This window comes from Micromonospora xinjiangensis, from assembly GCF_056150165.1.
This window is the reverse complement of sequence record NZ_JAXCFO010000003.1, coordinates 607,983-630,458: the sequence shown is the minus strand read 5'-3', so window position 1 is coordinate 630,458 and position 22,476 is coordinate 607,983. Positions and strand designations below refer to the sequence as shown.

At 72.6% G+C, this 22,476-nt stretch carries 19 protein-coding genes and 1 tRNA gene; 9 read left to right on the top strand and 11 right to left on the bottom strand.

All coding sequences use genetic code 11. The annotated features are described in order from the left end of the window. Positions 1-110: 110 nt before the first annotated feature. Positions 111-644 (top strand): NUDIX domain-containing protein, encoded by a 534-nt coding sequence (locus SM573_RS14830; RefSeq protein ID WP_474612752.1) that lies wholly within the window; start codon positions 111-113, stop codon positions 642-644. A 282-nt stretch (positions 645-926) separates the two neighbouring features. Here SM573_RS14830 and SM573_RS14825 read toward each other — a convergent pair whose 3' ends face one another. Then, on the bottom strand, positions 927-1,256 hold the full coding sequence (locus SM573_RS14825) for a hypothetical protein (RefSeq protein WP_474612751.1): 330 nt from the start codon (positions 1,254-1,256) through the stop codon (positions 927-929). Positions 1,257-1,715: 459 nt separating this feature from the next. Here SM573_RS14825 and SM573_RS14820 point away from each other — a divergent pair, with 459 nt between their 5' ends. After that, a complete protein-coding gene (locus tag SM573_RS14820; protein WP_474612750.1) occupies positions 1,716-2,387 on the top strand; it encodes a hypothetical protein in 672 nt (223 codons plus the stop codon). 251 nt (positions 2,388-2,638) lie between these two features. Next, entirely contained in the window at positions 2,639-3,310 is a 672-nt protein-coding gene (locus SM573_RS14815) for a tyrosine-type recombinase/integrase (protein ID WP_474616298.1), read from the top strand. 17 nt (positions 3,311-3,327) lie between these two features. Here the strand turns inward: SM573_RS14815 and SM573_RS14810 are convergent. After that, positions 3,328-3,401, bottom strand: a tRNA-Thr gene (locus tag SM573_RS14810). Positions 3,402-3,545: 144 nt separating this feature from the next. Here SM573_RS14810 and SM573_RS14805 point away from each other — a divergent pair. Beyond that, entirely contained in the window at positions 3,546-5,351 is a 1,806-nt protein-coding gene (locus SM573_RS14805) for a metallophosphoesterase family protein (RefSeq protein ID WP_474616297.1), read from the top strand. A 26-nt stretch (positions 5,352-5,377) separates the two neighbouring features. On the opposite strand, the gene SM573_RS14800 is transcribed toward SM573_RS14805, so the two are convergent. The 6 genes from SM573_RS14800 to tmk all read right to left on the bottom strand — a co-directional run bounded on the left by SM573_RS14800 (position 5,378) and on the right by tmk (position 11,658). Next, on the bottom strand, positions 5,378-6,217 hold the full coding sequence (locus tag SM573_RS14800; RefSeq protein ID WP_474612747.1) for a PSP1 domain-containing protein: 840 nt from the start codon (positions 6,215-6,217) through the stop codon (positions 5,378-5,380). 365 nt (positions 6,218-6,582) lie between these two features. Continuing rightward, positions 6,583-7,269 (bottom strand): hypothetical protein, encoded by a 687-nt coding sequence (locus tag SM573_RS14795; protein ID WP_474616296.1) that lies wholly within the window; start codon positions 7,267-7,269, stop codon positions 6,583-6,585. Then, the gene (locus SM573_RS14790; protein ID WP_474612745.1) at positions 7,269-7,574 is read right to left on the bottom strand and encodes a hypothetical protein; all 306 of its coding nucleotides are present in this window, start codon (positions 7,572-7,574) and stop codon (positions 7,269-7,271) included. Before SM573_RS14790 ends, SM573_RS14795 begins: the two co-directional genes overlap by 1 nt. A 1-nt stretch (position 7,575) precedes the next feature. Continuing rightward, the gene (locus SM573_RS14785; protein WP_474612744.1) at positions 7,576-7,905 is read right to left on the bottom strand and encodes a YbaB/EbfC family nucleoid-associated protein; all 330 of its coding nucleotides are present in this window, start codon (positions 7,903-7,905) and stop codon (positions 7,576-7,578) included. A 157-nt stretch (positions 7,906-8,062) separates the two neighbouring features. Then, positions 8,063-9,334, bottom strand: a complete 1,272-nt coding sequence (locus tag SM573_RS14780; RefSeq protein ID WP_474616295.1) for a DNA polymerase III subunit delta' — start codon at positions 9,332-9,334, stop codon at positions 8,063-8,065. Then, positions 9,334-11,658, bottom strand: a complete 2,325-nt coding sequence (gene tmk / locus SM573_RS14775; protein ID WP_474612742.1) for a dTMP kinase — start codon at positions 11,656-11,658, stop codon at positions 9,334-9,336. The genes SM573_RS14780 and tmk overlap by 1 nt, the downstream gene beginning before the upstream one ends. Before the next feature lie 148 nt (positions 11,659-11,806). On the opposite strand from tmk, the gene SM573_RS14770 reads away from it, so the two are divergent. After that, the gene (locus SM573_RS14770; protein WP_474616294.1) at positions 11,807-13,015 is read left to right on the top strand and encodes an amino acid deaminase/aldolase; all 1,209 of its coding nucleotides are present in this window, start codon (positions 11,807-11,809) and stop codon (positions 13,013-13,015) included. Positions 13,016-13,152: 137 nt separating this feature from the next. Here the strand turns inward: SM573_RS14770 and SM573_RS14765 are convergent, their stop codons facing one another. Then, complete coding sequence (locus SM573_RS14765) at positions 13,153-13,728, bottom strand: TetR/AcrR family transcriptional regulator (protein ID WP_474612902.1); 576 nt, start codon at positions 13,726-13,728, stop codon at positions 13,153-13,155. Positions 13,729-13,953: 225 nt separating this feature from the next. Here SM573_RS14765 and SM573_RS14760 point away from each other — a divergent pair, with 225 nt between their 5' ends. The 4 genes from SM573_RS14760 to SM573_RS14745 all read left to right on the top strand — a co-directional run bounded on the left by SM573_RS14760 (position 13,954) and on the right by SM573_RS14745 (position 18,533). Beyond that, positions 13,954-15,270: a D-arabinono-1,4-lactone oxidase gene (locus tag SM573_RS14760; protein ID WP_474616293.1), complete on the top strand. Its 1,317-nt coding sequence runs from the start codon at positions 13,954-13,956 to the stop codon at positions 15,268-15,270. A 129-nt stretch (positions 15,271-15,399) separates the two neighbouring features. Then, complete coding sequence (locus SM573_RS14755; protein WP_474616292.1) at positions 15,400-16,296, top strand: ABC transporter ATP-binding protein; 897 nt, start codon at positions 15,400-15,402, stop codon at positions 16,294-16,296. Continuing rightward, a complete protein-coding gene (locus tag SM573_RS14750) occupies positions 16,293-17,924 on the top strand; it encodes an ABC transporter permease (protein ID WP_474616291.1) in 1,632 nt (543 codons plus the stop codon). The genes SM573_RS14755 and SM573_RS14750 overlap by 4 nt, the downstream gene beginning before the upstream one ends. 120 nt (positions 17,925-18,044) lie before the next feature. After that, positions 18,045-18,533 carry a GbsR/MarR family transcriptional regulator gene (locus tag SM573_RS14745; RefSeq protein WP_474612737.1) on the top strand — a complete coding sequence of 163 codons (489 nt, stop codon included), beginning with the start codon at positions 18,045-18,047 and terminating at the stop codon, positions 18,531-18,533. A gap of 81 nt (positions 18,534-18,614) precedes the next feature. Here SM573_RS14745 and topA read toward each other — a convergent pair whose 3' ends face one another. Continuing rightward, positions 18,615-21,443, bottom strand: coding sequence for a type I DNA topoisomerase (topA, locus tag SM573_RS14740; RefSeq protein WP_474616290.1), 2,829 nt, complete (start codon positions 21,441-21,443; stop codon positions 18,615-18,617). Between the two features lie 305 nt (positions 21,444-21,748). Then, positions 21,749-22,309 carry a hypothetical protein gene (locus SM573_RS14735; protein WP_474612901.1) on the bottom strand — a complete coding sequence of 187 codons (561 nt, stop codon included), beginning with the start codon at positions 22,307-22,309 and terminating at the stop codon, positions 21,749-21,751. Positions 22,310-22,476: the final 167 nt, after the last annotated feature.

Below are 22,476 nucleotides of genomic sequence, written 5' to 3'. Positions count from 1 at the left end.
GTGCCTACGCATGGGCGCGGAGTGTATCAACGGCCCTTGATGTCCGACGCGAATCGCCGCATCCCTTCGCCAGGGACGAGCCTGTCCCATCCCTCTGCTCTAATCCCGGCATGCATGTCGTCGTCACAGGCGCACTCGTGGAAAACGGCGCGGTCCTGCTGGTGCACCGCAGGCCGACCAAACGGGCGTACCCAGATGTCTGGGATCTGCCCGGGGGGCAGGTCGAAGCGGGTGAGTCGGAGCTGCAGGCACTCGCGCGGGAGATGCACGAGGAGCTCGGCGTTCGAATCGTGGCGGAGTCCGCCGCACGGTGGGGCGTCTTGCATGACGGCAGTGGTGCGGACGCCGTGCACGTGGGCGTCTGGCACATCGGGGACTGGACCGGCTCTCCGACCAACCGTGCACCCGACGAGCATGACGACATCGCCTGGGTCGGCATCAGCGAGTTGGGCGAGCTTCCCCTCACGCACGGCGTCCTGGCGGCGTTGGTTCGTTCCCGGTCCGGGTTCGAGTGCGCCCGCAGCCACCCGGATGTCACCGACCGCAACCAGGACGACCGGGGAAGCAGGGCTGACTGCCGCGCATGTGCGGCGACCGATCCGTCACCGCATCAGGTGGGGGTAGACAGGATCGCGACGCCGTGACCGGCGGTACCATCGTGAGCCTCGGGAAACGGCGAAGTCCACGTCGGTGACCTGGGCTTCTGTGCCGAGCTGCCTGACGGAATCGAACCGTCGACCTACGCATTACGAGATCAAGTTGGCGACCTGTGCCAACCTGGCCTCGACTGGCCTGACGTGCGGAAATGCCTCTCGGCATCTCTCAGCGTCGGTGGTCACGGTCCGACCTCTTGAGGACTAAATGAGGACTGACATAGGCCATGCCCGTAGGCCGCCCCGCGCCGGTCGGGTGTTGCACTCGCTCCGCTACCTACCGGGCCTGACTGGTGCTATCACGTCCCGCCACAGCACCTTCATCAAGGCCCTGTGTCGATTTGTGCCGCCACGGGGCATGAGCCGACGGGCGTGCAGGGTTAGCAAGCCAGCCCATACCGCGACCACCCCAGCAAGCACCGTCCCCATCGCAACGACGAGCGGGATGAACACCATCGGCGGCTTCAGGGACCACAGGGCCACCACGGCGACGCCAACGCCCCACATGAGTAGCCCGAGAGGCAGACAGCGGTACCCGATGACAAGCAGTCGGTACGCCGGAGCCGCCCGGATTCGGTCGACCGCCTCCTCGGTTTCTGTCATGTCTGTCGCTCCTCCGGCCACGGCACCGGATCATCGTGGCAGGCAGCACCAAACGTGCCAACGGAACCGGTCGACGCACGGGTTAGGAAGTGTGGGTACGGGCGGAAGCCGCTTGGCAGTGACCTGGCTTTACCTGCGCCGCCATGCGGGCTCCCACGTGCAAGAGCTGACCACCATTGACCCTCGGCTCCGCCCCATCGGGCACGGAACGGGCACGCCCCGCTCCCCTGCTTTGCAAAGACAAGACTGTTGTCGGCCGGCGTCCGTGACCGCCGTTGGCCTGCTCGCCTTGTCGCCTCACGTCGACCCCGGGAAGGTTCCGTCGGCCGGCTTGGCTGTACGGATGGCTGTACAGCTGGTCTCAGCGCTCTTCTCGTCTGCCACCGCGCCGGTCCGTCCAGCGCCGTTGCTGTCGTCCGTTGATCCTCTTGACCAGACACGCTGAGTAGGGTCGGCCCGGTGAATTTGAATCTCTTCAACGATGTGCCCGAGGGCCTAACGTTACGGGCCCGGTCCTTCATCCGCGCCAACGGCGTCAAGGTCGACTGCCTGCAAGTCGAGGAGTGCCGGGAGCGATGGGTTGCGTTAGGGATTCCTCCGACAGAGATCGATCGGGTGGCGGTCTATCAGGAGCGCTGGGGTGGTCTGGTCTTGCCTCCAGCCCCGCAGTACGACGGCGGCCCCAGGTACCTCGGCGCCGATACGCCAGAAGGGTCAATAACTGAGGGATGGTGGTTCGAAGCTGGCACACAGCGGACAGCGGTTCCGTATGCCTTCATGATCGGACCTGCCGGCGAATTCGGGATCCACGCAGGGGATTGGGTTCCTCTACATGCCTCCATCGAGGGTTGGGTGGAGTCTCTTGCGTTGGCTGACCATGCAGCCATGTGGGCGAAGCAAATCACGAAGGTCAACGGCGATGAGGTGGATGACATCGCGTTGGACGACTACGAGCCGGTGCGAGAGGTCACGGGGCTGGCGGATACCTGGTGGCGGGGCACTAACTCGCTGGTGGCGATCTACACAGGGGAAGCACAGTGCCTTTCCTTCCCTGCGGGTCGCACCGCACGGATCTACTCAGGGCTTGATGAGTGGGGCCTACGCGGCGGAGTCGCTGAGGGCGACAGCTAAGCATTCGGTGGCGACTTAAGCCTCGGCTGCACCAGTTGTGATGTCTAACCACGAACGCCACGGTCCTGTTTTCACACGGCCAGCCTCCGAGCCATATCCGCCGTGAGTCCCACACATCGTGGAGCGGGCCAGGGGCCAGGGTGACAAGGTGGAGCGCCCTACCGGACGAACGACCTTACCGGAGACGCGGGAAGCGAGGATGCGGACGGGCACCCTGGCCCCTGGTCTGCTCGGCTCTGCCTGGGCTCACCGTGGAGATGGCGACCCGCGCAACCACCGGCTACCGCACCGTCCGGACGGCGTCCTCCATCTCTGTCGAAGATCCCCCGCCCGGAGGACAAACAGCTCTTGCAACCGCCAGCGTGGCCGGCGCGCCGGCCGATGCCGGCGCTTGCGCCGCCAGGAGGCCGAGCGCGGCCGGCGCGGCCCGCTTGCGGGCCGCCTTGATCGACCCGGCTCGGGCGCGGGTGACGGTGGGCGCCTGGGCGTCCCAGTGGATGGCGGCTCAGGTGCAGCTCAAGCCGTCGACCCGTGCCCGGTACGAGTTGGCGCTGCGGCGGCAGATCCTTCCGACGTGGGAGGACATCCCGCTTTCGGCAGTCTCGTACGCGGAGGTAGCGGCCTGGGTGCAGCGGCTCACCGCGTCCGGCCTTGCCCCGGCAACGGTCCGGTACGCGCACCGGGTGCTGTCGCTTGCCCTGGCGCACGCGGTGCGGGACGGCCGCATGGCTCGGAATCCGGCAGAGGGCGTGCGGCTGCCTCGGGTCGTGCGGGAGGAGCCGATGTTCCTCGACCACGACCTGGACGCGGTCGCCAACCGGCTGGACGAGGCGGTCGCGGCGCGGGACAAGGACTATTCAAGGACTCGACCCGCCAGCGGCGACGTAATCGGCCATGGGAAACGGCGAAGCCCAGGTCGGTGACCTGGGCTTCTGTACCGAGCCGCCTGACGGAATCGAACCGTCGACCTACGCATTACGAGTGCGTCGCTCTAGCCGACTGAGCTAAGGCGGCAACGATCGTCAAGTGTACGGCACGCACCCGCTCCGGCCGAATCCGATACCCCCCGCCCCGTCCCGACCCGGCAAGCCCGACATCCGGCGCGAAGGGTCGCTCGCCGGACAGCGCTCGCGATCACAGCCGGACTACGCTGCGGCGGTGACCGACGATCACCCCCGCCCCGACGACCCGGCCCACACTCCCGACGGCGCGCCGGTCGACGGGGCCGTCGCGGGCCCCCGCAGCGCGGATCAGGCCGCCGTCGCCGGTGAGCGGGCCGGCGGCCGGGAGGCCCGCCGACCCCGGAGCACCGATCCGCTGGAGCTGGGCTTCACCCCGCGCAAACCCGTCCCCTGGCTCGCGCCGTTCCTGCTGATCAGCACCGGCATCCGTACGCTCCTCGCGGTGCTCTTCGGGGCGTACCTGGACAAGCGGGAGCTGCAGAACTCCCTCGAGGCGCGGATCGAGCGGCAGGTGGGCTCGGACGGTGGGCTCTGGCTGGACTACGTGGCCGACCTGGGTGACGGCTTCAACGCCACCTACTCGATCGCGTACCTGCTCGCCCAGCCGGAGCTGGAGGTCGACGGGCGCCGGTTGCCGCGGGCGCAGACGCTGGTGATGGGCGGCGACCAGGTCTACCCGTCGGCCGCCTTCGAGGCGTACGAGGACCGGTGCAAGGGCCCCTACCAGGCGGCTCTGCCGGCCACCCCGCCCGAGCGGCCCACCCTCTTCGCGGTCCCGGGCAACCACGACTGGTACGACGGCCTGACCGCCTTCCTCCGCCTGTTCGTCCGCTCCCGGGACCGGCACTTCGGCGGCTGGGGCACCGGCCAGTCCCGCTCCTACTTCGCCGTCGCGCTGCCCGCCGACTGGTGGTTGCTCGGCCTCGACGACCAGTCCGGCTCGTACCTCGACGACCCGCAGCTCGCCTACTTCGACGACGTGGCGAGCAGGCTGGGCCCGCAGAGCCGGGTGATCCTGGCGGTGCCGGCGCCGACGTGGGTCAAGGCCGTCGACCACCCCATGGCGTACGACTCGATCGACTACTTCATCCGTACGATAGTGGCGCCCACCGGGGCGCAGGTGCGGTTGCTGATCTCCGGCGACCTGCACCACTACGCCCGGTACGCCGGCCCGGACCGGCAGCTGATCACCTGCGGCAGCGGCGGCGCCTACCTCTACCCGACGCACAAGCTCCCGGAGCGGATCGAGGTCCCCCCGAAGGACACCCTCGCCCGGCGGGCCAGCCCCTCCCGCCCGTACGACCTGGTGGGCCGCTACCCCGACGCGGCCCGCAGTCGGCGGTACGGCTGGGGGATCTTTCCCCGGCTGCCGCTGCGCAACCCGGGCTTCACCACCCTGCTGGGCACCCTGCACACGCTGCTGATGCTCGCGATGGCGGGCGTGGCGGCGAACCGGGTCGGCACGACGGAGCAGCGCCTGTTCAGCGTGCCGCTGGTGCTGATGCTGGTGGTCACGTTGCTCGGGGCCGCGTTCTTCGCGAAGCCGCCGAGTTCCGGCGGCAAGCGGCACGCCCGGCACTGGATCCTCGGTGTCGGGCACGGGCTGGCCCACCTCGCGTTGGGCGCGGCGGGCACCTGGGCGTGGTTGCAGCTTCCCTTCGCCGATTGGCCGTGGCCGCTGCCGGTCGTCGCCGCCGCGGTCGTCTACGGCCCGGTCAGCGGGCTGGTGGCCAGCCAGCTGGTCGCGGCGTACCTGCTGGTCGCCGGGTCGTTCGGGGTGAACCTCAACGAGCTGTTCGCGGGCCAGGGCATCGAGGACTCGAAGGCGTTCCTGCGGATGCGGATCGACCCGGACGGCGCACTGACGATCTACCCGATCGCGGTGGACCGGGTAGCCCGTGACTGGCAGGTCAACCCGGACCAGAAGCCGACGGCCAGCTGGCTGGTCCCCAAGTCCCCCCTCACCCCACGCCTGGCCGAACCCCCGATAACCCTGACCTGACCCCCACCCCTGTCTCCCGGCCGGGGTCAGGGGTTGTAGTGCTGGTCGTGGGCTTGGCGGGGGCCGCAGACGGAGGCTCGGGAGCAGGAGCAGCGGGAGCCGTCGGCGTCCAGCCGCACGGTGACCGAGTCGCGCGGGACGCTGTGCCCGATTACCCGGCCGTCGCCCTGCGGGGTGGTGACCCGGCTGCCCACCGGCGGCGCGGTCTCCTGGAATCTCTGGTACAGCGGGTGCTCGTATTTGAGGCAGCACATGAGGCGGCCGCACGCCCCGGAGATGCGCAGTGGGTTGAGCGGAAGGTCCTGGTCCTTCGCCATCCGGATGGTCACCGGCTCGAAGTCGGTGAGGAAGGTGGCGCAGCACAGGTCGCGCCCGCAGGAGCCGATCCCGCCCTGCACCCGGGCCGAATCCCGGGCGGAGAGCTGCCGCAGCTCGACCCGGCAGTGCAGCGTGGCGCCGAGGTCGCGGACCAGGGAGCGGAAGTCCACCCGGTGCGGCGCGGTGAAGTAGACGGTGGTCCGCTCGCCCCCGCCGTCGCCGGAGCCGAGCACGTGGTCGACGGCCACCACCTTCATCGGCAGACCGTGGGCGCGGATCAGCCGCTTCGCGGCCACCTTCGCCTCGGCCTTGCGGCGGCGCAGCGCCTCGTCGCGGCGCAGGTCCTCCTCGCCGGCCATGCCGGCCAGCCGGGGGAAGCCGTCGGTGTCCTCCCCGACCCACTGCGCGGCCCAGACGCACTCCGCCACCTCGGGCCCGTCGTCCGTGGGCACCAGCACCTTGTCGCCGACCTGCGGACGAAGCTCCCCGGGATCGAGGTAGTAGAGGCGCCCGTACCGGTTGAAACTGACCGCGCAGAGCATGCCCATGCCCCCACCCTACGACGGACCGCGGACCGGTGGCCGCCCGGCCGTCGCCGGGCGACTACACCGTGCAGTCATCCACGACCGTCGACTTGACCGATCCGCCGCCCAGACCGTCGTGTGGTTGGCCCTCGCCCGGACGGCTGAATCCGGGCCGGCACGGGCGACAAACGACGGGCGGAGGCGTTGAGTGGAGACCAGACCTGCGGGGGGTGCAGGGGAGCCACGGCGTCGCCGCCGGAGCCCGGCCGGGCTGCCCGAGGGCGACGCCGTGGACTGTCCAGGGTCGGCCGCCGCACCGGCCCCTCGCCGTGGCGGGCCAACGCCCGAGCAGGCCACGCCCTCGTCGACGAGCCGCCCGTGGGAGCGGGTCACCACCCGATCCGGGTGCTGCCGTCGTAACGGGGGCGACCCACCACCGACGGACGCCAGGTCGACTCGGCGAGGCTCGGCCCCCACTGCCGCAGCAACGTCTCCGCCCCGTCGTACGCCACGCAGAGCACGGCCAGCACCCGCGCGGCGATCTCGGCCGCCTCGATCACGCGCGGCCCGGCGGACCCGGCCCGGGGCACCGCCCCGGGCAGCGTGGCGGTGGCGGCCACCACCGCCACGGCCTCGGTCGAGCGGAGCACGTCGGCCAGCGCCCGGGCCAGCGCGAGACGGCTGCCCTCGACCCAGTCGGCGAGGGCCTCGGCGTAGCCGGCCGTCGACTCCAGGCGCCCGACGAGACTCTCCGGGCCCTCGTCCAGGTGGTGCAGCAGCGCCGCGCGCGACTGCCCGTACGCCTCGGCGGCCGGGCCGGCCCAGCGCACCGGGCCCGCCAGCACGGTGGAGACGTCGTCGTAGCCGCGCACCAGCCGGCGCGTCGCGTGCCCCGCGTCGGCCAGCGGCGCGGGACGCAGGTCGAGAAAATGGCGCACGGCCTCACCGGGGAGCACCTGCATCCGGCGGAGCAGCGGCCAGACCCGGTGCCCCTCCGGCGCGCCGGAGGCGAGCAGGACGTCCACCCGGCGCAGCAGGTCGAGGCCGGGCTCGGCGAGCCGGTCGAGCGCGTCCATCACGCCTCCCCGGCCAGCCGCCGTCGGGCCCCCCGGTCGGCCTCAACGTAGCCGTCGGCGGCCTCCCGGACGGCGGCGGCGACCGCGTCGACCCGGCCGGCGGCCGCACGGGCCTCGCGGGATCGGCTGTCGGTGGCGGCTGTCCACTGTCGATGCAGCGCGCGCCCGATCTCGCCGGCCCGCCCCGGTGCGTCGGCACCGAACGCGGCCTGCGGCGGATCTCCGGCGGTGACGGCGTGGGACAGCGTGGTCAGCGTCGCGCTCGCCTCGTCGAGGCGGGCGGCGAGGGCACGCAGGGCGTCCATCTCAGGCTCCCGCGAGCGGTCGGTAGGCCGCGAACGTCTCGTTGTGCAGCTTCTCCCGCGCCCACTCGGCGGCGTCGGCGGCCGCGGTCACGGCGGCCTTCACCGAGGTGGCCACGTCGCGGGGGTTGCGGGCGTGCAGGGGCGCGAGGAAGCGGACGTCGGTGACCCGGCCACCGGCCGTCACCACCACCTCGACCAGCCCGTCGGGCGAGCGCACGGTGACCTCCACCGTCGACACCGCCTGGTCGAACTCGGCCTGGAGCGACTCGATGCGGCGGTAGCGCCGCACGGCCTCCTCGATCCACGCCTCGTCGATCTCCCCCCGTGGCATCGGCGGACTCCTCCTCGGCTGATCCTCACTGAGCGTGGCGTCACCGTCACCACCGCATCCCGGACCGTACCGCATGGAAATCGCAGCTGTCGATGCCTGTGGACGACGGGTCCGGCCCGCGGGACCGCCGGCGGGACGAGCCGCCCGACGGCTCGGCTCAGCCCCGCCAGAGGGCCAGCATCATCGCCTCGACGGCGATCCGCGGCTTCACGTTCGCCTCGATGGCCGCGCGGCAGGCGAGCACCGCCTCCAGACGGCGCAGTGCCCCCTCGGCGTCCCACCTCTGCGCCCCGGCGGCCGCCACCTCGGCGGTGTCGGTGTGCACCGGCGCGACCGGGGCGCGCAGCGCCACGGCGAGCGCGTCCCGGTAGAAGCCGGCGAGGTCGACCAGCGCCCGGTCCAGCGCGTCCCGCTGGGCACGGGTGGCCCGCGACTTCTGCCGCTTCTCCAGGTCCTTGAGCTGACCGGCGGCCCCCCGGATGGCTCCCGCCGCGCCGCGGCCGGTGCCGCCCGCCCCGAGCGCCGTCTCCAGGGCCGCCCGCTCCCCGGCGTCGGCCTCCGCCACCGAGGCCTCGGCCTCCGCCTCGGCCGCCTCGATCAGGGCGGACGCCGCGTCGAAGGCGGCACCCACCCCGGTGAGCCGGCGCGGGACCGCGAGCACGGCGTCCCGCCGCTTGCGCGCCTCCGGGTCGCGGGCCAGCCGCCGGGCCCGACCCACGTGCCCCTGGGCGGCGGCCGCCGCCCACTGCGCCACGTCGGGGGCGATGCCGTCCCGGCGGACCAGCACCTCCGCGACCGCGGTGGCCGGCGGCTGCCGCAGCGGCACGACCCGACACCGCGAGCGGATCGTCACCGAGATGTCGTCGGGGTGGGTGGATGGGGCGCAGAGCAGGAAGACCGTACGCGGGGGTGGCTCCTCGATGGCCTTGAGCAGCGCGTTCCCGGCCGCCTCGGTGAGCCGGTCGGCGTCCTCGATGACCACCACCTGCCAGCGCCCGCCGGACGGCGTGCTGGCGGCGCGCAGGACCAGCGCCCGCATCTCGCCGACGCCGATGGAGAGCCCTTCCGGCACCACCAACCGGACGTCGGCGTGGGTGCCGGCCATGGTGGTGTGGCAGCCGGGGCACTCGCCGCAGCCCGTGCCGTACACGCACTGGAGCGCGGCGGCGAAGGCGCGCGCCGCGACCGACCGCCCGGAGCCCGGCGGCCCCGTGAAGATCCAGGCATGGGTCATCCCGGCGCCGGGGTCCGGGCCCTCGGCACCGTCACCGGCTTCCGCGTCGGCCGGCGGGCCACCGGCGGCCGGGGTGAGCGCGAGCGTCCGCTCTCCGGCGGCGTGCCGCAGCACGGCGGCCGCCGCGGCGGCGGCCCGGCGCAGCGTGGCGACCGCCTCGTCCTGGCCGACGAGGTCGGCGAAGACGTCGGGCATCAGGTCCGTTGCTCCATCGTCACCATCTCCGCGTCGGATAACTCCGGCTGCACCGAGGTGTCCGGGCCCTGCGCCCGGCGCGGGTGCACGATCCCGGCCGGGTCGCCGAGGATCTCGTCGACGCGCTGCCCCACGAGCCGGGCGATCTCCTCCACCGGCCGGCCGGCGTCGAGCACCAGGTAGCGCTTCGGGTCGGCGGCGGCGAGGTCGAGGAAGGCGTACCGGACCCGGTCGTGGAAGGCGACCGACTCGGCCTCCAGCCGATCGGCGGCCTGGTTGCGGGCCGCGACGCGGGAGAGGCCGGTGCGCGGGTCGACGTCGAGCAGCACGACGAGGTCGGGCTTGAGCCCGCCGGTGGCCCAGGAGGAGAGCCAGGAGACCTCGTCGACGGGGAGCGTACGCCCGGCGCCCTGGTAGGCGAGGGAGGAGTCGACGTACCGGTCACTGATCACCACGCCGCCCCGGGCCAGCGCAGGGCGGACCACGGTGGCCACGTGGTGGGCGCGGTCGGCGGCGTACAGCAGCGCCTCCGCGCGCGGCGACGGCGCCTCGCCCTCGGTGGTGCCGAGCACCAGCGACCGGATCCGCTCGCCCACGCCCGTCGCACCCGGCTCCCGGGTGACCACCACGTCCCGGCCCTGGCCGCGCAGGCGGTCGGCGAGCAGTGCCAGCTGCGTGGACTTCCCGGCGCCCTCGCCGCCCTCGAAGACCACGAAGAGCCCGTTGGAGACGAAGGGCTCGGCCGGCATCAGCGGGCGACCCCGGATCGAACCCCAGAGGTCGGCCAGGACCGGCACGCCCTTCTTGTCGTCCATCTGCCCGAACGCGCTGATCCCGGCGAAGATGCCGGCGGCGCCGGCGGCGAGCAGCAGCAACCGGGTGGAGGAGATCGAGACGCCGAGGTCGGCGATCTCCAGCGTGCGGGAGCCGCCGACACCGGCGAGCAGGCTGCTCAGCGCGATGGCCAGGATGAGCACCAGCCGGGTGCCGATCTGCACCACCGCGAAGACCCGGCCGCGCACCTCGTCGGCGATCTCGCCGCCGAGCAGCGTGGTGCCGGCCAGGAAGGCCATGCCGGCGCCGGCACCGACCAGGATCGCACCGACGATCGCCATCGAGAGGTGGATGGCGAAGGCCAGGGTCATCACCGCCGCGCTGGCCAGCACGATGCTCATGCCGAACCAGCGGCGCCGGGACATCTCCTTGACGATCATCGGACCGAGCCCGATGCCGATCGCCAACCCGATGAAGATCGCGGCGAAGAGCAGGAAGAAGGCGGCGTCACCGGCGCCGAGCGAGTTGGCGAAGAAGCGGGCCGTGCCGATCACGATGCCGCCACCGGCGAACGCGCCGAAGATCCCGAGCACGAGGCCCCGGACCAGCGGGGTGTGGGAGATGAACCGCCAGCCCTCGACGAACTGCCGGGTCATGCTCTGGTCGCCCTGCTCGTGCTCGGTGCGCCGCGCCTGGCTGATCTCCTTGATCCCGAACGCCACCACCACGGCGGTGGCGAGGCGGGAGAGGGAGTTGAACCAGAGCGCGAGCTGGGCCGGCTCGGCCCAGCCCGGCACCTGGCCGCCGGTCGCCGCCCGGACGCTGCGGTCGAGCACCGCGATGGCCAGCGCCGCGAACACCGGCGTCAGGCCGTACGTGGTGATGAGGGTGAGCTGGTTGGCCGTCTCCAGCCGCGCGCGCGGGATCAGGTTGGGGACCGCGGCCTCCTTGGCCGGGATCCAGAGCAGGGTGATCGACTCGATCAGGAAGGTGGCGATCGCCGCCCAGGTGACGACGAGGCCGCCGCTGGCGCCGGTGAGGGCGTACAGCGGGATCGAGGCGAAGAGCACGAAGCGCAGCAGGTCGCAGATGACCATCGTCCAGCGCCTGTCGAACCGGTCGGCGAAGACCCCGGCGATCGGCCCGAGCACCAGCGCCGGCAGCAGGCGTACGGCGATCACGCCGCCGAACGCCGCGCCCTGGGCCGTGCTGCCGGACACCTGCGAGGCGGCGAAGACGGAGGTGGCGAGCAGGCCCAGCCAGTCGCCGAAGGAGGCGGCGCCGAGCACGATCCAGAGCCGGCGGAACGGCCGGATGCGCAGCACGGAGCGGATCGCGCCGTAGCCGGACCGGTCGGTCTGGGGCGGGGTGGGCGGCTGGCTCGGGGCGCCACCGATCTGCCCCGCGGCGCTGCCGAGCGGGGCCGCGGGGCTCTTCGCCGCGCCCTGCGGGCCGTCGGGCCGGCCACCGGACGGCGACACGCCGGACGACTCGCCGCTGTTCTGGCTTTCGATGGCCGTACCTCCACGTGCCGGCCCATCGCTGGGCATCCCCGGTGGAACACTCTAGTCCCGGTGGGCCGCGGCCCCACCTCTGACATTCTCCTGCTCGCCGAGCCTAGGCCGCCGGGACCAGCACCCGCAGTCGGGTAGACGCGAGGGTGTTTCGCATTGACCGTCCGACAGTTAGCGTGCACACGTGGCCATCGAAACCGACAAACTTCGCGAGCGCCTGGACCGGGCGACCACCCACCTCGATCCGCCGTACGCCGTGGTCGACCTGAGCGCCTTCGACGCGAACGCGCAGGCGCTGGTCGACCGCGCGGCCGGCAAACCGGTGCGACTCGCCAGCAAGTCGGTGCGCAGCCGGGAACTGATCACCCGGGCGCTGCGCCGACCCGGTTGGCACGGCGTGATGGCGTTCACCCTTCCCGAGGCGATCTGGCTGGTCCGGGCCGGGGTGTCCGATGACGTGCTGGTCGCGTACCCGACGGCCGACCGGGGCGCCCTCGCCGAGCTGACCGCCGACGACACCCTGGCCCGGGCGGTCACGCTCATGATCGACAGCACCGAGCAGCTCGACCTGGTCGACGACGTGTGCGCCCCCGGACGCCGCCCGGAGCTGCGGGTCTGCCTCGAACTGGACGCCTCGTGGCGGCCACTGGGCGGGCGGGTGCACGTCGGCGTGCGCCGCTCGCCGGTGCACAGCGCGACGGCGGCCGGCGCGCTCGCCGCCACCGTCGCCGGCCGCGCCGGGTTCCGGCTCGTCGGCCTCATGGCGTACGAGGCACAGATCGCCGGCCTCGGCGACGCGCCGCCCGGACAGGCGGTGCTCGGCCGGGCGATCCGGCTGGCCCAGCGCGGCTCGTACCGGGAGTTGCTGGCCCGCCGCAGCGCCGCGGTGGCCGCCGTGCAGGAACACGCCGACCTGGAGTTCGTGAACGGGGGCGGCACCGGCAGCGTGGCCGCGACCAGCGCCGATCCCGCGGTCACCGAGGTCACCGCGGGATCGGGCCTGTACGGTCCGACGCTCTTCGACGCGTACCGCGCCTGGCAGCCCACGCCGTCGGCCTACTTCGCCTGCGCGGTGGTCCGCCGGCCGGCCCCCGACCTGGCCACCGTGCTCGGCGGCGGCTGGATCGCCTCCGGCCCGGCCGCCGCGAGCCGCCTGCCCCGGCCGGTCCTGCCGGCCGGGCTCAAGCTGCTGGGGCCGGAGGGCGCGGGCGAGGTGCAGACCCCGCTGGCCGGCGCGGCGGCCGCCACCCTCCGGCTCGGCGACCGGGTGTGGTTCCGGCACGCCAAGGCCGGCGAGCTGTGCGAGCACGTGAACGAGCTGCACCTGGTCGACGGCGACACCGTCGTGGCGACCGTGCCCACCTACCGGGGCGAGGGCCACGCCTTCCTCTGACCACCGGCCCGGTCGCACCCCGGGCCGTCGTCCGTACCGTCGCCCGGTCGCACCACCGGGCTCGTCCGCACCGTCGCCCCGATCGCACCCGGGGCTCGCGCCGCCGGCCGCCGCACCCCGCGGCCCGGCGGCGTCTCCTAGCCGGGCTGGGCGGCGTCGGCCGGGGCGTCCACCTGGCGGTGCAGGTACTCGCGGATCAGCGCCTTCGCCTCGGCCAGCACCCGCTCGTCCCCGTCCTGCTTTCGGCGGAACGCGAGCTTGATGAGCGCGTCGGCCGTCTCGACGGCGATCTCCAGATGGAAGCGGAGCTCGGGGACGTCCTTGAGCCCGAACCGCTCGGTGAGCACGCGGGCCAGCTGGTCCGCGATCACCCCGTTGTTGTCCCGCTGCTCATCGAGCAGGTGCAGGTCAACCACGTCGCCGAAGTGCAAGGTACGGAATCCCGGGACGGTGCGGTGCATCGTGATGTACTCGTCGATGCCCGCGTCGACGCCGTCCCACCAGTGGGTCAGGTCGTCCGAGGCGAACCGCTCGTCGAGCCGCTGGAGGTAGGACTCCATCGTGCGCAGGGTCAACGCCTGCACGATCGCCCGCTTGTCGGGAAAGAACTGGTAGACCGATCCGATCGCCACCTCGGCACGCTCGGCGAGCAAGGTCGTGGTCAGCCCTTCGTACCCCACCTCGTCGACGAGTTCGGCGCAGGCATCCAGCATCCGCTGGACCCGCGCGACACTTCGACCCTGCACCGGTACCCGGCGCAGCGGCCCGGTCGTGGCGGCTGGTGTGGACACTCGGCGCCACCCCCCTTCGACGGATGAACATATCTGCACGTCACGAACCCGTGACTACCGGTACAACGAGCGGGACTCAGTTGCGGTATTTACCAGCGAGAACGTTCCTGATATGAAGTAGCCTCATATTCACATCGAGGAGCGCGTATGGCCGGCACCGCACCCTCCACCGCCCCGTGGTCAAACTGGGCCGGCAATCAGCGCGGCACCGCCACCACCATCTTGCGCCCTGGATCCACCCCCGAGGTCGTCGAGGCCGTCCGGAACGCCCGCGCCGAGGGCCACCGCATCCGGGTCGCCGGCAGCGGACACTCCTTCACCCCCGTCGCGCTCGCCGACGACCAGCGGATGGAGCTGGCCGCGCTGGACACCGGCGTACGGGTCGACGCCGAGCGGCGACTGGCCACCGTGCCGGCCGGCATGACCCTGCACGCGCTCAACGACCTGCTCGCCCGGCACGGCCTCGCGCTGCCCAACCTCGGTGACATCGACGCCCAGACGGTGGCCGGGGCGATCTCCACCGGCACCCACGGCACCGGGGCCGGATACGGCTGCCTGGCCACGTTCGTGGAGGCCCTCACGCTGGTGACCGGCACGGGTGAGGTGGTGCGCTGCTCGGCGCGGGAGCACCCGGACGTCTTCGCCGCCGCGCGGGTCTCGCTCGGCGCGCTCGGGGTGCTGGTCGAGGTGACGCTGCGCTGCGTCGACGCGTTCGTGCTGCACGCGCACGAGCGGCCCGCGCCACTGGACGCCGTGCTGGCCGACCTGCCGGAACTGATCGCGGGCCACGACCACGTCGAGTTCTACTGGTTCCCGTACACCGCCCGGGTGCAGGTCAAGACCAACGATCGCGTGCCCGCCGACGACCGGCCACTGTCCCGGCTGCGCGGTTGGCTCGACGACGACTTCCTCGCCAACACCGTCTTCGCGGGCGCCTGCCGGCTCGGCCGGGCAGTGCCGGCCCTCGCCCCGACGATCAGCGCGATCTCCGCGCGGGCACTCACCGAGCGCCGCTACACGGGCCGCTCCGACGCGGTGTTCTGCACACCGCGCCGGGTCCGCTTCGTCGAGATGGAGTACGGGCTGCCGCGCGCCGCGCTCGGCGAGGCGCTCGGCGCGCTGCGGCGCATCGTGGACGACCTGCCGTTCAAGGTGCTCTTCCCGGTGGAGGTGCGCTTCACCGCCGAGGACGACATCTGGCTGTCGCACGGCTACGGCCGCGACTCCGTCTACCTGGCCGTCCACCAGTACGTCGGCACGCCGTACGAGCCGTACTTCACCGCCTTCGAGCGGGTCGCCGCCGGCCTGGGCGGCCGGCCGCACTGGGGCAAGATGCACTGGCGCGACGCGAGTTCGCTCGCCCCCGCGTACCCCCGTTGGGCGGACTTCCTGGCCGTACGCGACCGCCTGGACCCCGACCGCGTCTTCACCAACGCCCACCTGACCCGCGTCCTCGGCGACTGACCGTCCGCATCATCACGCCGGCGGTGGCGCTCGTCACGCGCCGCGGGCCTGATCTTCGCCGATTTTTTAACGCGTTTTATACGCTTCAGAGGTTTCACGATTTTGTGAAACTGGCGTAGCGTTCGGGGCATGACTGCTATCTCCGTCTCCGCGCTGGTGAAGACCTTCGGCAGGGTTCGCGCACTCGATGGACTGGATCTGCACGTCGATGCCGGCGAGGTGCACGGTTTCCTGGGCCCCAACGGCTCCGGGAAGTCCACCACCATCCGGGTCCTGCTGGGGTTGCTGCGGGCGGACGCCGGGTCGGTCAGCCTGCTCGGCGGCCACCCCTGGCGGGACGCCGTGGACCTGCACCGGCGCCTGGCGTACGTGCCGGGCGACGTGAACCTGTGGCCGAACCTGACCGGCGGTGAGGCGATCGATCTGTTCGGGTCGCTCCGGGGCGGCCTGGACCGGCGCCGCCGGGACGAGCTGATCCAGCGGTTCCAGCTCGATCCCTCGAAGCGGGCGCGCACGTACTCGAAGGGGAACCGGCAGAAGGTCGCGATCGTCGCCGCCTTCGCCTCCGACGTGGAGCTCTACATCCTCGACGAGCCGACCTCCGGGCTCGACCCGCTCATGGAGGCGGCCTTCCAGGAGTGCGTACGCGAGGTGAAGAGCCAGGGCCGCACGGTCCTGCTCTCCAGCCACATCTTCTCCGAGGTGGAGGCGCTGTGCGACCGGGTGAGCATCATCCGGCAGGGCCGGACGGTGGAGAGCGGCACCCTCGCCGAACTGCGCCACCTGACCCGCACCTCGGTCTCGGTGGACACCGCCCGTCCCATCACCGGGCTGGTGGAGCTGCCCGGCGTGTACGACGCCGTCGTGTCCACCACCCACGCGACGTTCGCCGTGGACACGGCCGACCTGAACCGGGTGCTGGAGTACCTGACCCGCTTCGACGTACGCGCCCTCGCCAGCGCCCCGCCGTCGCTGGAGGAACTCTTCCTGCGCCACTACGACGACGAGTTGGTGGGTGTCCGGTGAGCAGCGCCTACACGGGCACCGGTCGGCTGGCCCGCCTCGCGCTGCGGCGCGACCGCGTGCAGCTGCCGGTCTGGATCCTGAGCACCGTCGCGCTCGGCGCGTTCGCCGGCTCGGCGATCGACTCGCAGTACCCCACCGAGGCAGACCGGATGGCCGTCCTGCGCGTGGCCGTCGAGACGCCCGGACTGCTGATGTTCCGGGCCGCGCCCACCGGCACCAGCGACGGCCAGATGACCGCCTTCGGGATCCTGGCGTTCCTGGCCCTGATGGCGGGCTTCATGAGCACCCTCGCCGTCGTCCGGCACACCCGCCAGAACGAGGAGACCGGGCGCGCCGAGATGATCGGCGCGACGGCCGTCGGCCGGCACGCGAACCTGAGCGCCGCCCTGACGGTCGTGGTCGGCGCCAACGTCGTGCTCGCCGCGCTGATCGGGCTCGCCTTCACGGGCAACGGCCTACCGGCAGCCGGTTCCTTCGCGGCCGGTGCCGGGGTCGGTGCTGTCGGCATCGCCTTCGCCGCCATCGCGGCCGTCGCCGCCCAGCTGACCCAGGGAGCGCGGGCCGCCAACGGGATCGCCGCCACGGTGGTCGGCGCCGCCTACCTGCTCCGCGGCCTCGCCGACGCATTCGGCGAGGTCCAGCCGGATGGCTACACGATGACCAGCGCCTGGCCCTCCTGGCTCTCCCCGATCGGCTGGACCATGCAGATGCGGCCCTTCGCGGGCGACCGGTGGTGGGTCCTCGTGCTCCCGGTCGCGCTCTTCGCGGTCCTGACGGCGGCGGCCTTCGCCCTCACCGCGCGGCGGGACGTCGGTATGGGCCTGTTCGCGGACCGCCCCGGACCGGCTCGCGCGTCCGCCGCGCTGCTCACCCCGCTCGGACTGGCCTGGCGGCTGCAACGCGGCACGGTGCTCGGCTGGACCGCCACGATCACCGCGTTCGGGCTGCTCGTCGGCTCGATCGCCAACGCCGTCGCCGACGAGCTGGCGACGAACGAGAACGTCACGGGGCGGCTCGACGACCTCGCCGGTGGCGGCGGGCACGCGGTGATGGACACGTTCTTCGCCGCGATGCTGGCGACCATCGGTGTGCTGGTCGCCGGGTACCTGGTCCAGGCGTTGCTGCGGGCGCGGGCCGAGGAGTCGAGCGGGCGGGCCGAGGCGGTGCTCGCCACCGCGACCGGCCGGTTGACCTGGTTGGGCGGCCACGTCGTGGTCGCCACGGCGAGCGCCGTGGCCATGCTCGGGCTCGCGGCGGTCTCGATCGGCCTGGTGTACGGCGCGAGCGCAGGCGATCCCGCCGGCCAGATCCGGCACCTGGCCGGCACGGCGTACCTCCAGCTGCCGGCGGTGCTCATCCTCGCCGGGCTCGCCGTGGCGCTCTTCGGGCTCGTGCCGCGGCTGTCGGTCGGGCTGGCCTGGTCCGGCTTCGTCCTCAGCTTCGTCCTCGGCCCGTACGGGTCGCTGCTCGGCGTGCCCGAGGCGGTCCGGGACGTCTCGCCGTTCAGTCACGTCCCGGCGGTGCCGGCCGACGCCACGCTGGCGCCGATGGCGGTGATGTCCGCCCTCGCGCTCGCACTCGGCGCCACGGGCCTGACCCTCTTCCGCCGACGTAACCTCGCCTCATGATCCAACACCCCTGTCCGCGGCGCGGCCGGCTCTCCGGCCGCGCCGTCGTGTCGGCGGGCCGTGGGACGCCGCACCGGGCGATCGTTACAGGGAATTCAGAAAGTAGTGAAAGATAGGACGATGCAGCCGCCAGGTCACCGCGACGAGGAAGCCGTACGCCGCTTCATCGAGCACTTCGCTCTCACGTTCAGCGACATGGGCGTACCGAGGATGCCCTCCCGGGTGCTCGCGGCGCTGCTGGTCGCCGAGGACACCGGGATGACCGCGGCGCAGATCAGCGAGCGCCTCGGGGTCAGCCCGGCCGCTGTCTCCGGCGCGGTGCGCTACCTGATCCACGTGGGCATGGCGGTACGCGAGCCGGCGCCCGGCTCCCGCCGGGACCTCTACAAGGCGGCCGAGTCCCGCACGTACACCGCGATGATCCGCAGCGGGATCTACACGAGGTTCGCCGACGTCGTGCACGAGGGCGTGGTGGCCGTCGGCGACGAGACGTCGCCGGCCGGCGCGCGCCTCGCCGAGCTGCGGGACTTCTTCCTCTTCGTCCAGGAGGAGATGAGCGCCGCCGCGGACCGCTGGGAGAAGCTGCGCCAGGAGCGGCACGGCGGCTGACCGCCCCGGGGGCGTCCCGGACAGCCCCGGGCGGAGCGCGTCCTGGACGGTGCCGGGCGGTGCGCGCCCCGCCGTGGCGTCCTACTCGGTCGCGGTCGTGGTCTTCCGGGGCGCCGCCTTCTTGGCGGGCGCGGCCTTGGCCGTCGTGGCCTTCCGCGTCCCCGTCGACTTGGTCGCCGCCGCGGTCTTCTTCGCCGCCGTCGACTTCGCCGCGGTCTTCTTCGCCGGCGCGGCCTTCTTCGCCGCCGCCTTCTTGCGCGGCGCCGGGCCCTTCGCCCGCTTCTCGGCGAGCATCTCCGAGGCCTCCTCGATGGTGAGGGCCTCCGGCGTCTGGCCGCGCCGCAGCGACGCGTTGGTCTCCCCGTCGGTGACGTACGGGCCGAAGCGGCCGTCCTTGATCACCAAGGGCTTCTCGGTCAGCGGGTCGACGCCCATCTCCCGCAGGGGAGGCGCGGCGGCCCGACGCTGGCGGGTCTTCGGGGCGGCCAGCAGGGCGAGCGCCTCGTCCAGCGTGACGGTGAACATCTTGTCTTCCGAGTCCAGCGACCGGAACTCGTCACCGCGCTTGACGTACGGGCCGTAGCGGCCGTTGTTGGCGAACACCTCGACGCCGTCCGGGCCCACCCCCACCAGCCGGGGCAGGCTGAGCAGCTGCAACGCCTGCTCGAAGGTCAGCGTGTCGGGCGACTGCGTACGCAGCAGCGACGACTTTCGCTCGCCGCTGGCCACGTACGGGCCGAACCGGCCGGACTTGAGCAGGATCGGCTCGCCGGTGGCCGGGTCGTCACCGAGCTTGCGCTCGCCACCGCCGCCGAGGAACAGCTCGTGGACCTTCTCCGGGGTCAGCTCGTCCGGTGCCAGGCCCTCGGGGATCGGCGCGCGGTCGCCGTGGCTGCCGCCCTCCTCGCCCTCGCCCGACGGCGCGGGCTGCTCGCCCGGCAGCGCCCGCTGCAGGTACGGGCCGTAGCGGCCGACCCGCACCACGACCTCGCGCCCCTCGTCGTCGGTGAAGAGCGGGATCGAGTTGACGCTACGCGCGTCGATCTCGCTGAGGTTCTCGGTGACCAGCTTCTTCAGGCCACCGGCGTGGGCGATGGCCTGGTCACCGGTGCCGTTGCTGCTGCCGAAGTAGAACGAGGTGAGGAAGTCGACCGCCGCGTGGTCACCCCCGGCGATCTCGTCCAGCTCGTTCTCCATGCTGGCGGTGAAGTCGTAGTCGATGAGGCGCGGGTAGTGCCGCTCCATCAGCCCGATCACCGCGAACGCCAGGAACGACGGGATCATCGCCTGGCCGCGCTTGAAGACGTAGCCGCGGTCCTGGATGGTCTGCATGATCGACGCGTACGTCGACGGGCGGCCGATGCCCAGCTCCTCCAGCGCCTTGACCAGCGACGCCTCCGTGTAGCGGGCCGGCGGCTGGGTGTGGTGGCCCTGCGCCGCGAGCTCGTCGGCCGTCAGCGGCTGGTCCTTGACCAGGGTGGGCAGCCGGCGCTCGGCGTCCTCGGCCTCGGCGTTCTCGTCGTCGCTCGACTCGACGTACGCCCGCAGGAAGCCCGGGTCGGTGATCGTCTTACCGGTGGCGCCGAAGTCGGCCTCCTCACCGGTGCTGGAGAGCGCGCGGATGCGCACCGAGACGCTGGAGCCGACCGCGTCGGTCATCTGCGAGGCGATGGTGCGACGCCAGATCAGCTCGTAGAGCTTGAACTCCTCGGCGGACAGTTCCTTGGCCACCTCACCCGGGGTGCGGAAGTTGTCCCCCGCCGGGCGGATCGCCTCGTGCGCCTCCTGCGCGTTCTTCACCTTGCCGGTGTAACGGCGCGGCTCCGGCGGCACGCTGCGCTCGCCGTACAGCTCCGTGATCTGCCGGCGGGCCGCCGTGATGGCGGTCTCCGACAGGTTCACCGAGTCGGTACGCATGTAGGTGATGTAACCGTTCTCGTAGAGCCGCTGCGCGGTGCGCATCGTCTGCTGCGACGAGAACCGCAGCTTGCGGGCCGCCTCCTGCTGGAGGGTCGAGGTGATGAACGGCGCGTACGGGCGGCGGCGGTAGGGCTTCTCCTCGACCCGGGTGACGGTGAACGGCCGCCCCTCCAGGCGGGCCGCCAGGCCCCGGGCGCCGCCCTCGTCGAGGTGGACCACTCCGGCCCCGGCCTTCACCCGGCCGGTGGTCGGCTCGAAGTCCTTGCCGGTGGCGATCCGGTCGCCGTTCAGGGCGATCAGCGTGGCGTGGAACGTGCGCGGCCCCTCGCCGGCGTTCCGAACGGCCAGCGTGGCGAGGATGTCCCAGTACTCGGCGGTGCGGAAGGCCATCCGCTGCCGCTCCCGCTCGACCACGATGCGGGTCGCCACCGACTGCACCCGGCCGGCCGAGAGCTTCGGCATGACCTTCTTCCACAGCACCGGGGAGACCTCGTAGCCGTACAGCCGGTCGAGGATCCGTCGGGCCTCCTGCGCGTCGACCAGATCCCGGTCGATCTCGCGCGGGTTGGCCACCGCCGCCTGGATGGCCGGCTTGGTGATCTCGTGGAAGACCATCCGCTTGACCGGCACCTTGGGCTTGAGCGTCTCGACCAGGTGCCAGGCGATGGCCTCGCCCTCGCGGTCCTCGTCGGTGGCGAGGAGGATCTCGTCGACCTCCTTGGCCAGCTTCGTCAGCTTGCTGATCTGCTGCTTGCGGTCGGGCGAGACGACGTAGAGGGCGTGGAAGCCGTTGTCGACGTCGACCCCGAGGCGCGCCCACGGCTCGCCCTTGTACTTGGCGGGTACGTCGGCGGCGTTGCGCGGCAGGTCCCGGACGTGGCCGAAGCTCGCCTCCACGACGTACCCCGGGCCCAGGTAGCCCGAGATCGTCTTGGCCTTCGCCGGTGACTCGACGATGACCAGACGGGTGGTTCCCGCGTTGCTCGGCACGTCTCTCCCTGACCTCACTCCTGCTCGTGACCGCTCGGTACCCGTTTCGGGCCGTGTTCGACCCAGCGGACCGGGGCGGCCCGGATGTCCAACGTAACGCGCCGTCCGCGTTTCGGGTTTCGCGGGCGGCAAACCACCCCGGCGGGGGTGGATCGGCCGGACGGCGCCACCGTACACCGTGGGTAGGGCCTCCAGCGGGCCACTGTGACGATGGCGAACCCTCGGCCGAGGCCCGGGTTGACCGTTTTCATCCGAAATCGTCCCTCCGGCTGTCCGCCACCTGACAGGCCCGCCGCGCCCGGGAGTCACGGCCAGGCCGGCGGTGGCGCGGCGGGTGGACGCTCGCCCACCAACTCGGCCAGGCGACGCAGGCGGCGCCGACCGGTGATCAGGTACGCGGGGCCCCCCGCGCGCGGGTCGAGCAGCTCACCGGCGAGGCCGACCGCGGCCAGCGCCCGGCCGACCGGCTCCCAGCACTCGTCGTCACCGGCGCCCAACCGGAGCAGGAACCCCGGCGGCTCCACCACCCCGGCCGCGGCCAGCCAGAGCCGCAGCCGCCGCCCGTTGAGGTGGAAGCCGACCGGGGGCCGCTTGGCCCTCCCCCGCAGCCAGGCCGCCGCCAGCGGCTTCAACGCCCGGGTGTACGACGTCCGTACCGCGTGCCGTTCGTCCTCGGTCGGCTCCCAACTGGCCGACAGCCCGCGCTGGGCCAGCTCGGCGACGAGGACGTGCACCCGCCACGCCGCGTCCACCACGACGGAGAGCCGCGCGGTCCCGCCCATCCGGACCACCTCGGCGGGGCCGGCGAGCAGGCCGGCCAGGTCGGGAAGGCTCGGCTCGGCCGTCTCGGCGCCGAAGAAGACCAGTTGCCGGCCGGCGTCCTCGGCGGTCGTCGACGCCGGTCCCGCCCGCGAGCCCGCGTCGGCCCCGGAGTCGAGCCCGGGATCCGGGTCGACGTCGGCCGGCCGGGACGGGACCCGGCGGCGGGCCGGTCTCGGTGGCGCCGGGTCGGGCACCGGGAAGAGCGCCGGGA

Excerpts from the sequence above, each read along its gene's own strand:
- SM573_RS14830 (WP_474612752.1), top strand. The coding sequence starts at position 111 with ATGCATGTCGTCGTCACAGGCGCACTCGTGGAAAACGGCGCGGTCCTG.
- SM573_RS14825 (WP_474612751.1), bottom strand. The coding sequence starts at position 1,256 with ATGACAGAAACCGAGGAGGCGGTCGACCGAATCCGGGCGGCTCCGGCG.
- SM573_RS14800 (WP_474612747.1), bottom strand. The coding sequence starts at position 6,217 with ATGGGCATGCTCTGCGCGGTCAGTTTCAACCGGTACGGGCGCCTCTAC.
- SM573_RS14795 (WP_474616296.1), bottom strand. The coding sequence starts at position 7,269 with ATGGACGCGCTCGACCGGCTCGCCGAGCCCGGCCTCGACCTGCTGCGC.
- SM573_RS14790 (WP_474612745.1), bottom strand. The coding sequence starts at position 7,574 with ATGGACGCCCTGCGTGCCCTCGCCGCCCGCCTCGACGAGGCGAGCGCG.
- SM573_RS14785 (WP_474612744.1), bottom strand. The coding sequence starts at position 7,905 with ATGCCACGGGGGGAGATCGACGAGGCGTGGATCGAGGAGGCCGTGCGG.
- SM573_RS14780 (WP_474616295.1), bottom strand. The coding sequence starts at position 9,334 with ATGCCCGACGTCTTCGCCGACCTCGTCGGCCAGGACGAGGCGGTCGCC.
- tmk (WP_474612742.1), bottom strand. The coding sequence starts at position 11,658 with ATGCCCAGCGATGGGCCGGCACGTGGAGGTACGGCCATCGAAAGCCAG.
- SM573_RS14765 (WP_474612902.1), bottom strand. The coding sequence starts at position 13,728 with ATGCTGGATGCCTGCGCCGAACTCGTCGACGAGGTGGGGTACGAAGGG.
- SM573_RS14760 (WP_474616293.1), top strand. The coding sequence starts at position 13,954 with ATGGCCGGCACCGCACCCTCCACCGCCCCGTGGTCAAACTGGGCCGGC.
- SM573_RS14755 (WP_474616292.1), top strand. The coding sequence starts at position 15,400 with ATGACTGCTATCTCCGTCTCCGCGCTGGTGAAGACCTTCGGCAGGGTT.
- SM573_RS14745 (WP_474612737.1), top strand. The coding sequence starts at position 18,045 with ATGCAGCCGCCAGGTCACCGCGACGAGGAAGCCGTACGCCGCTTCATC.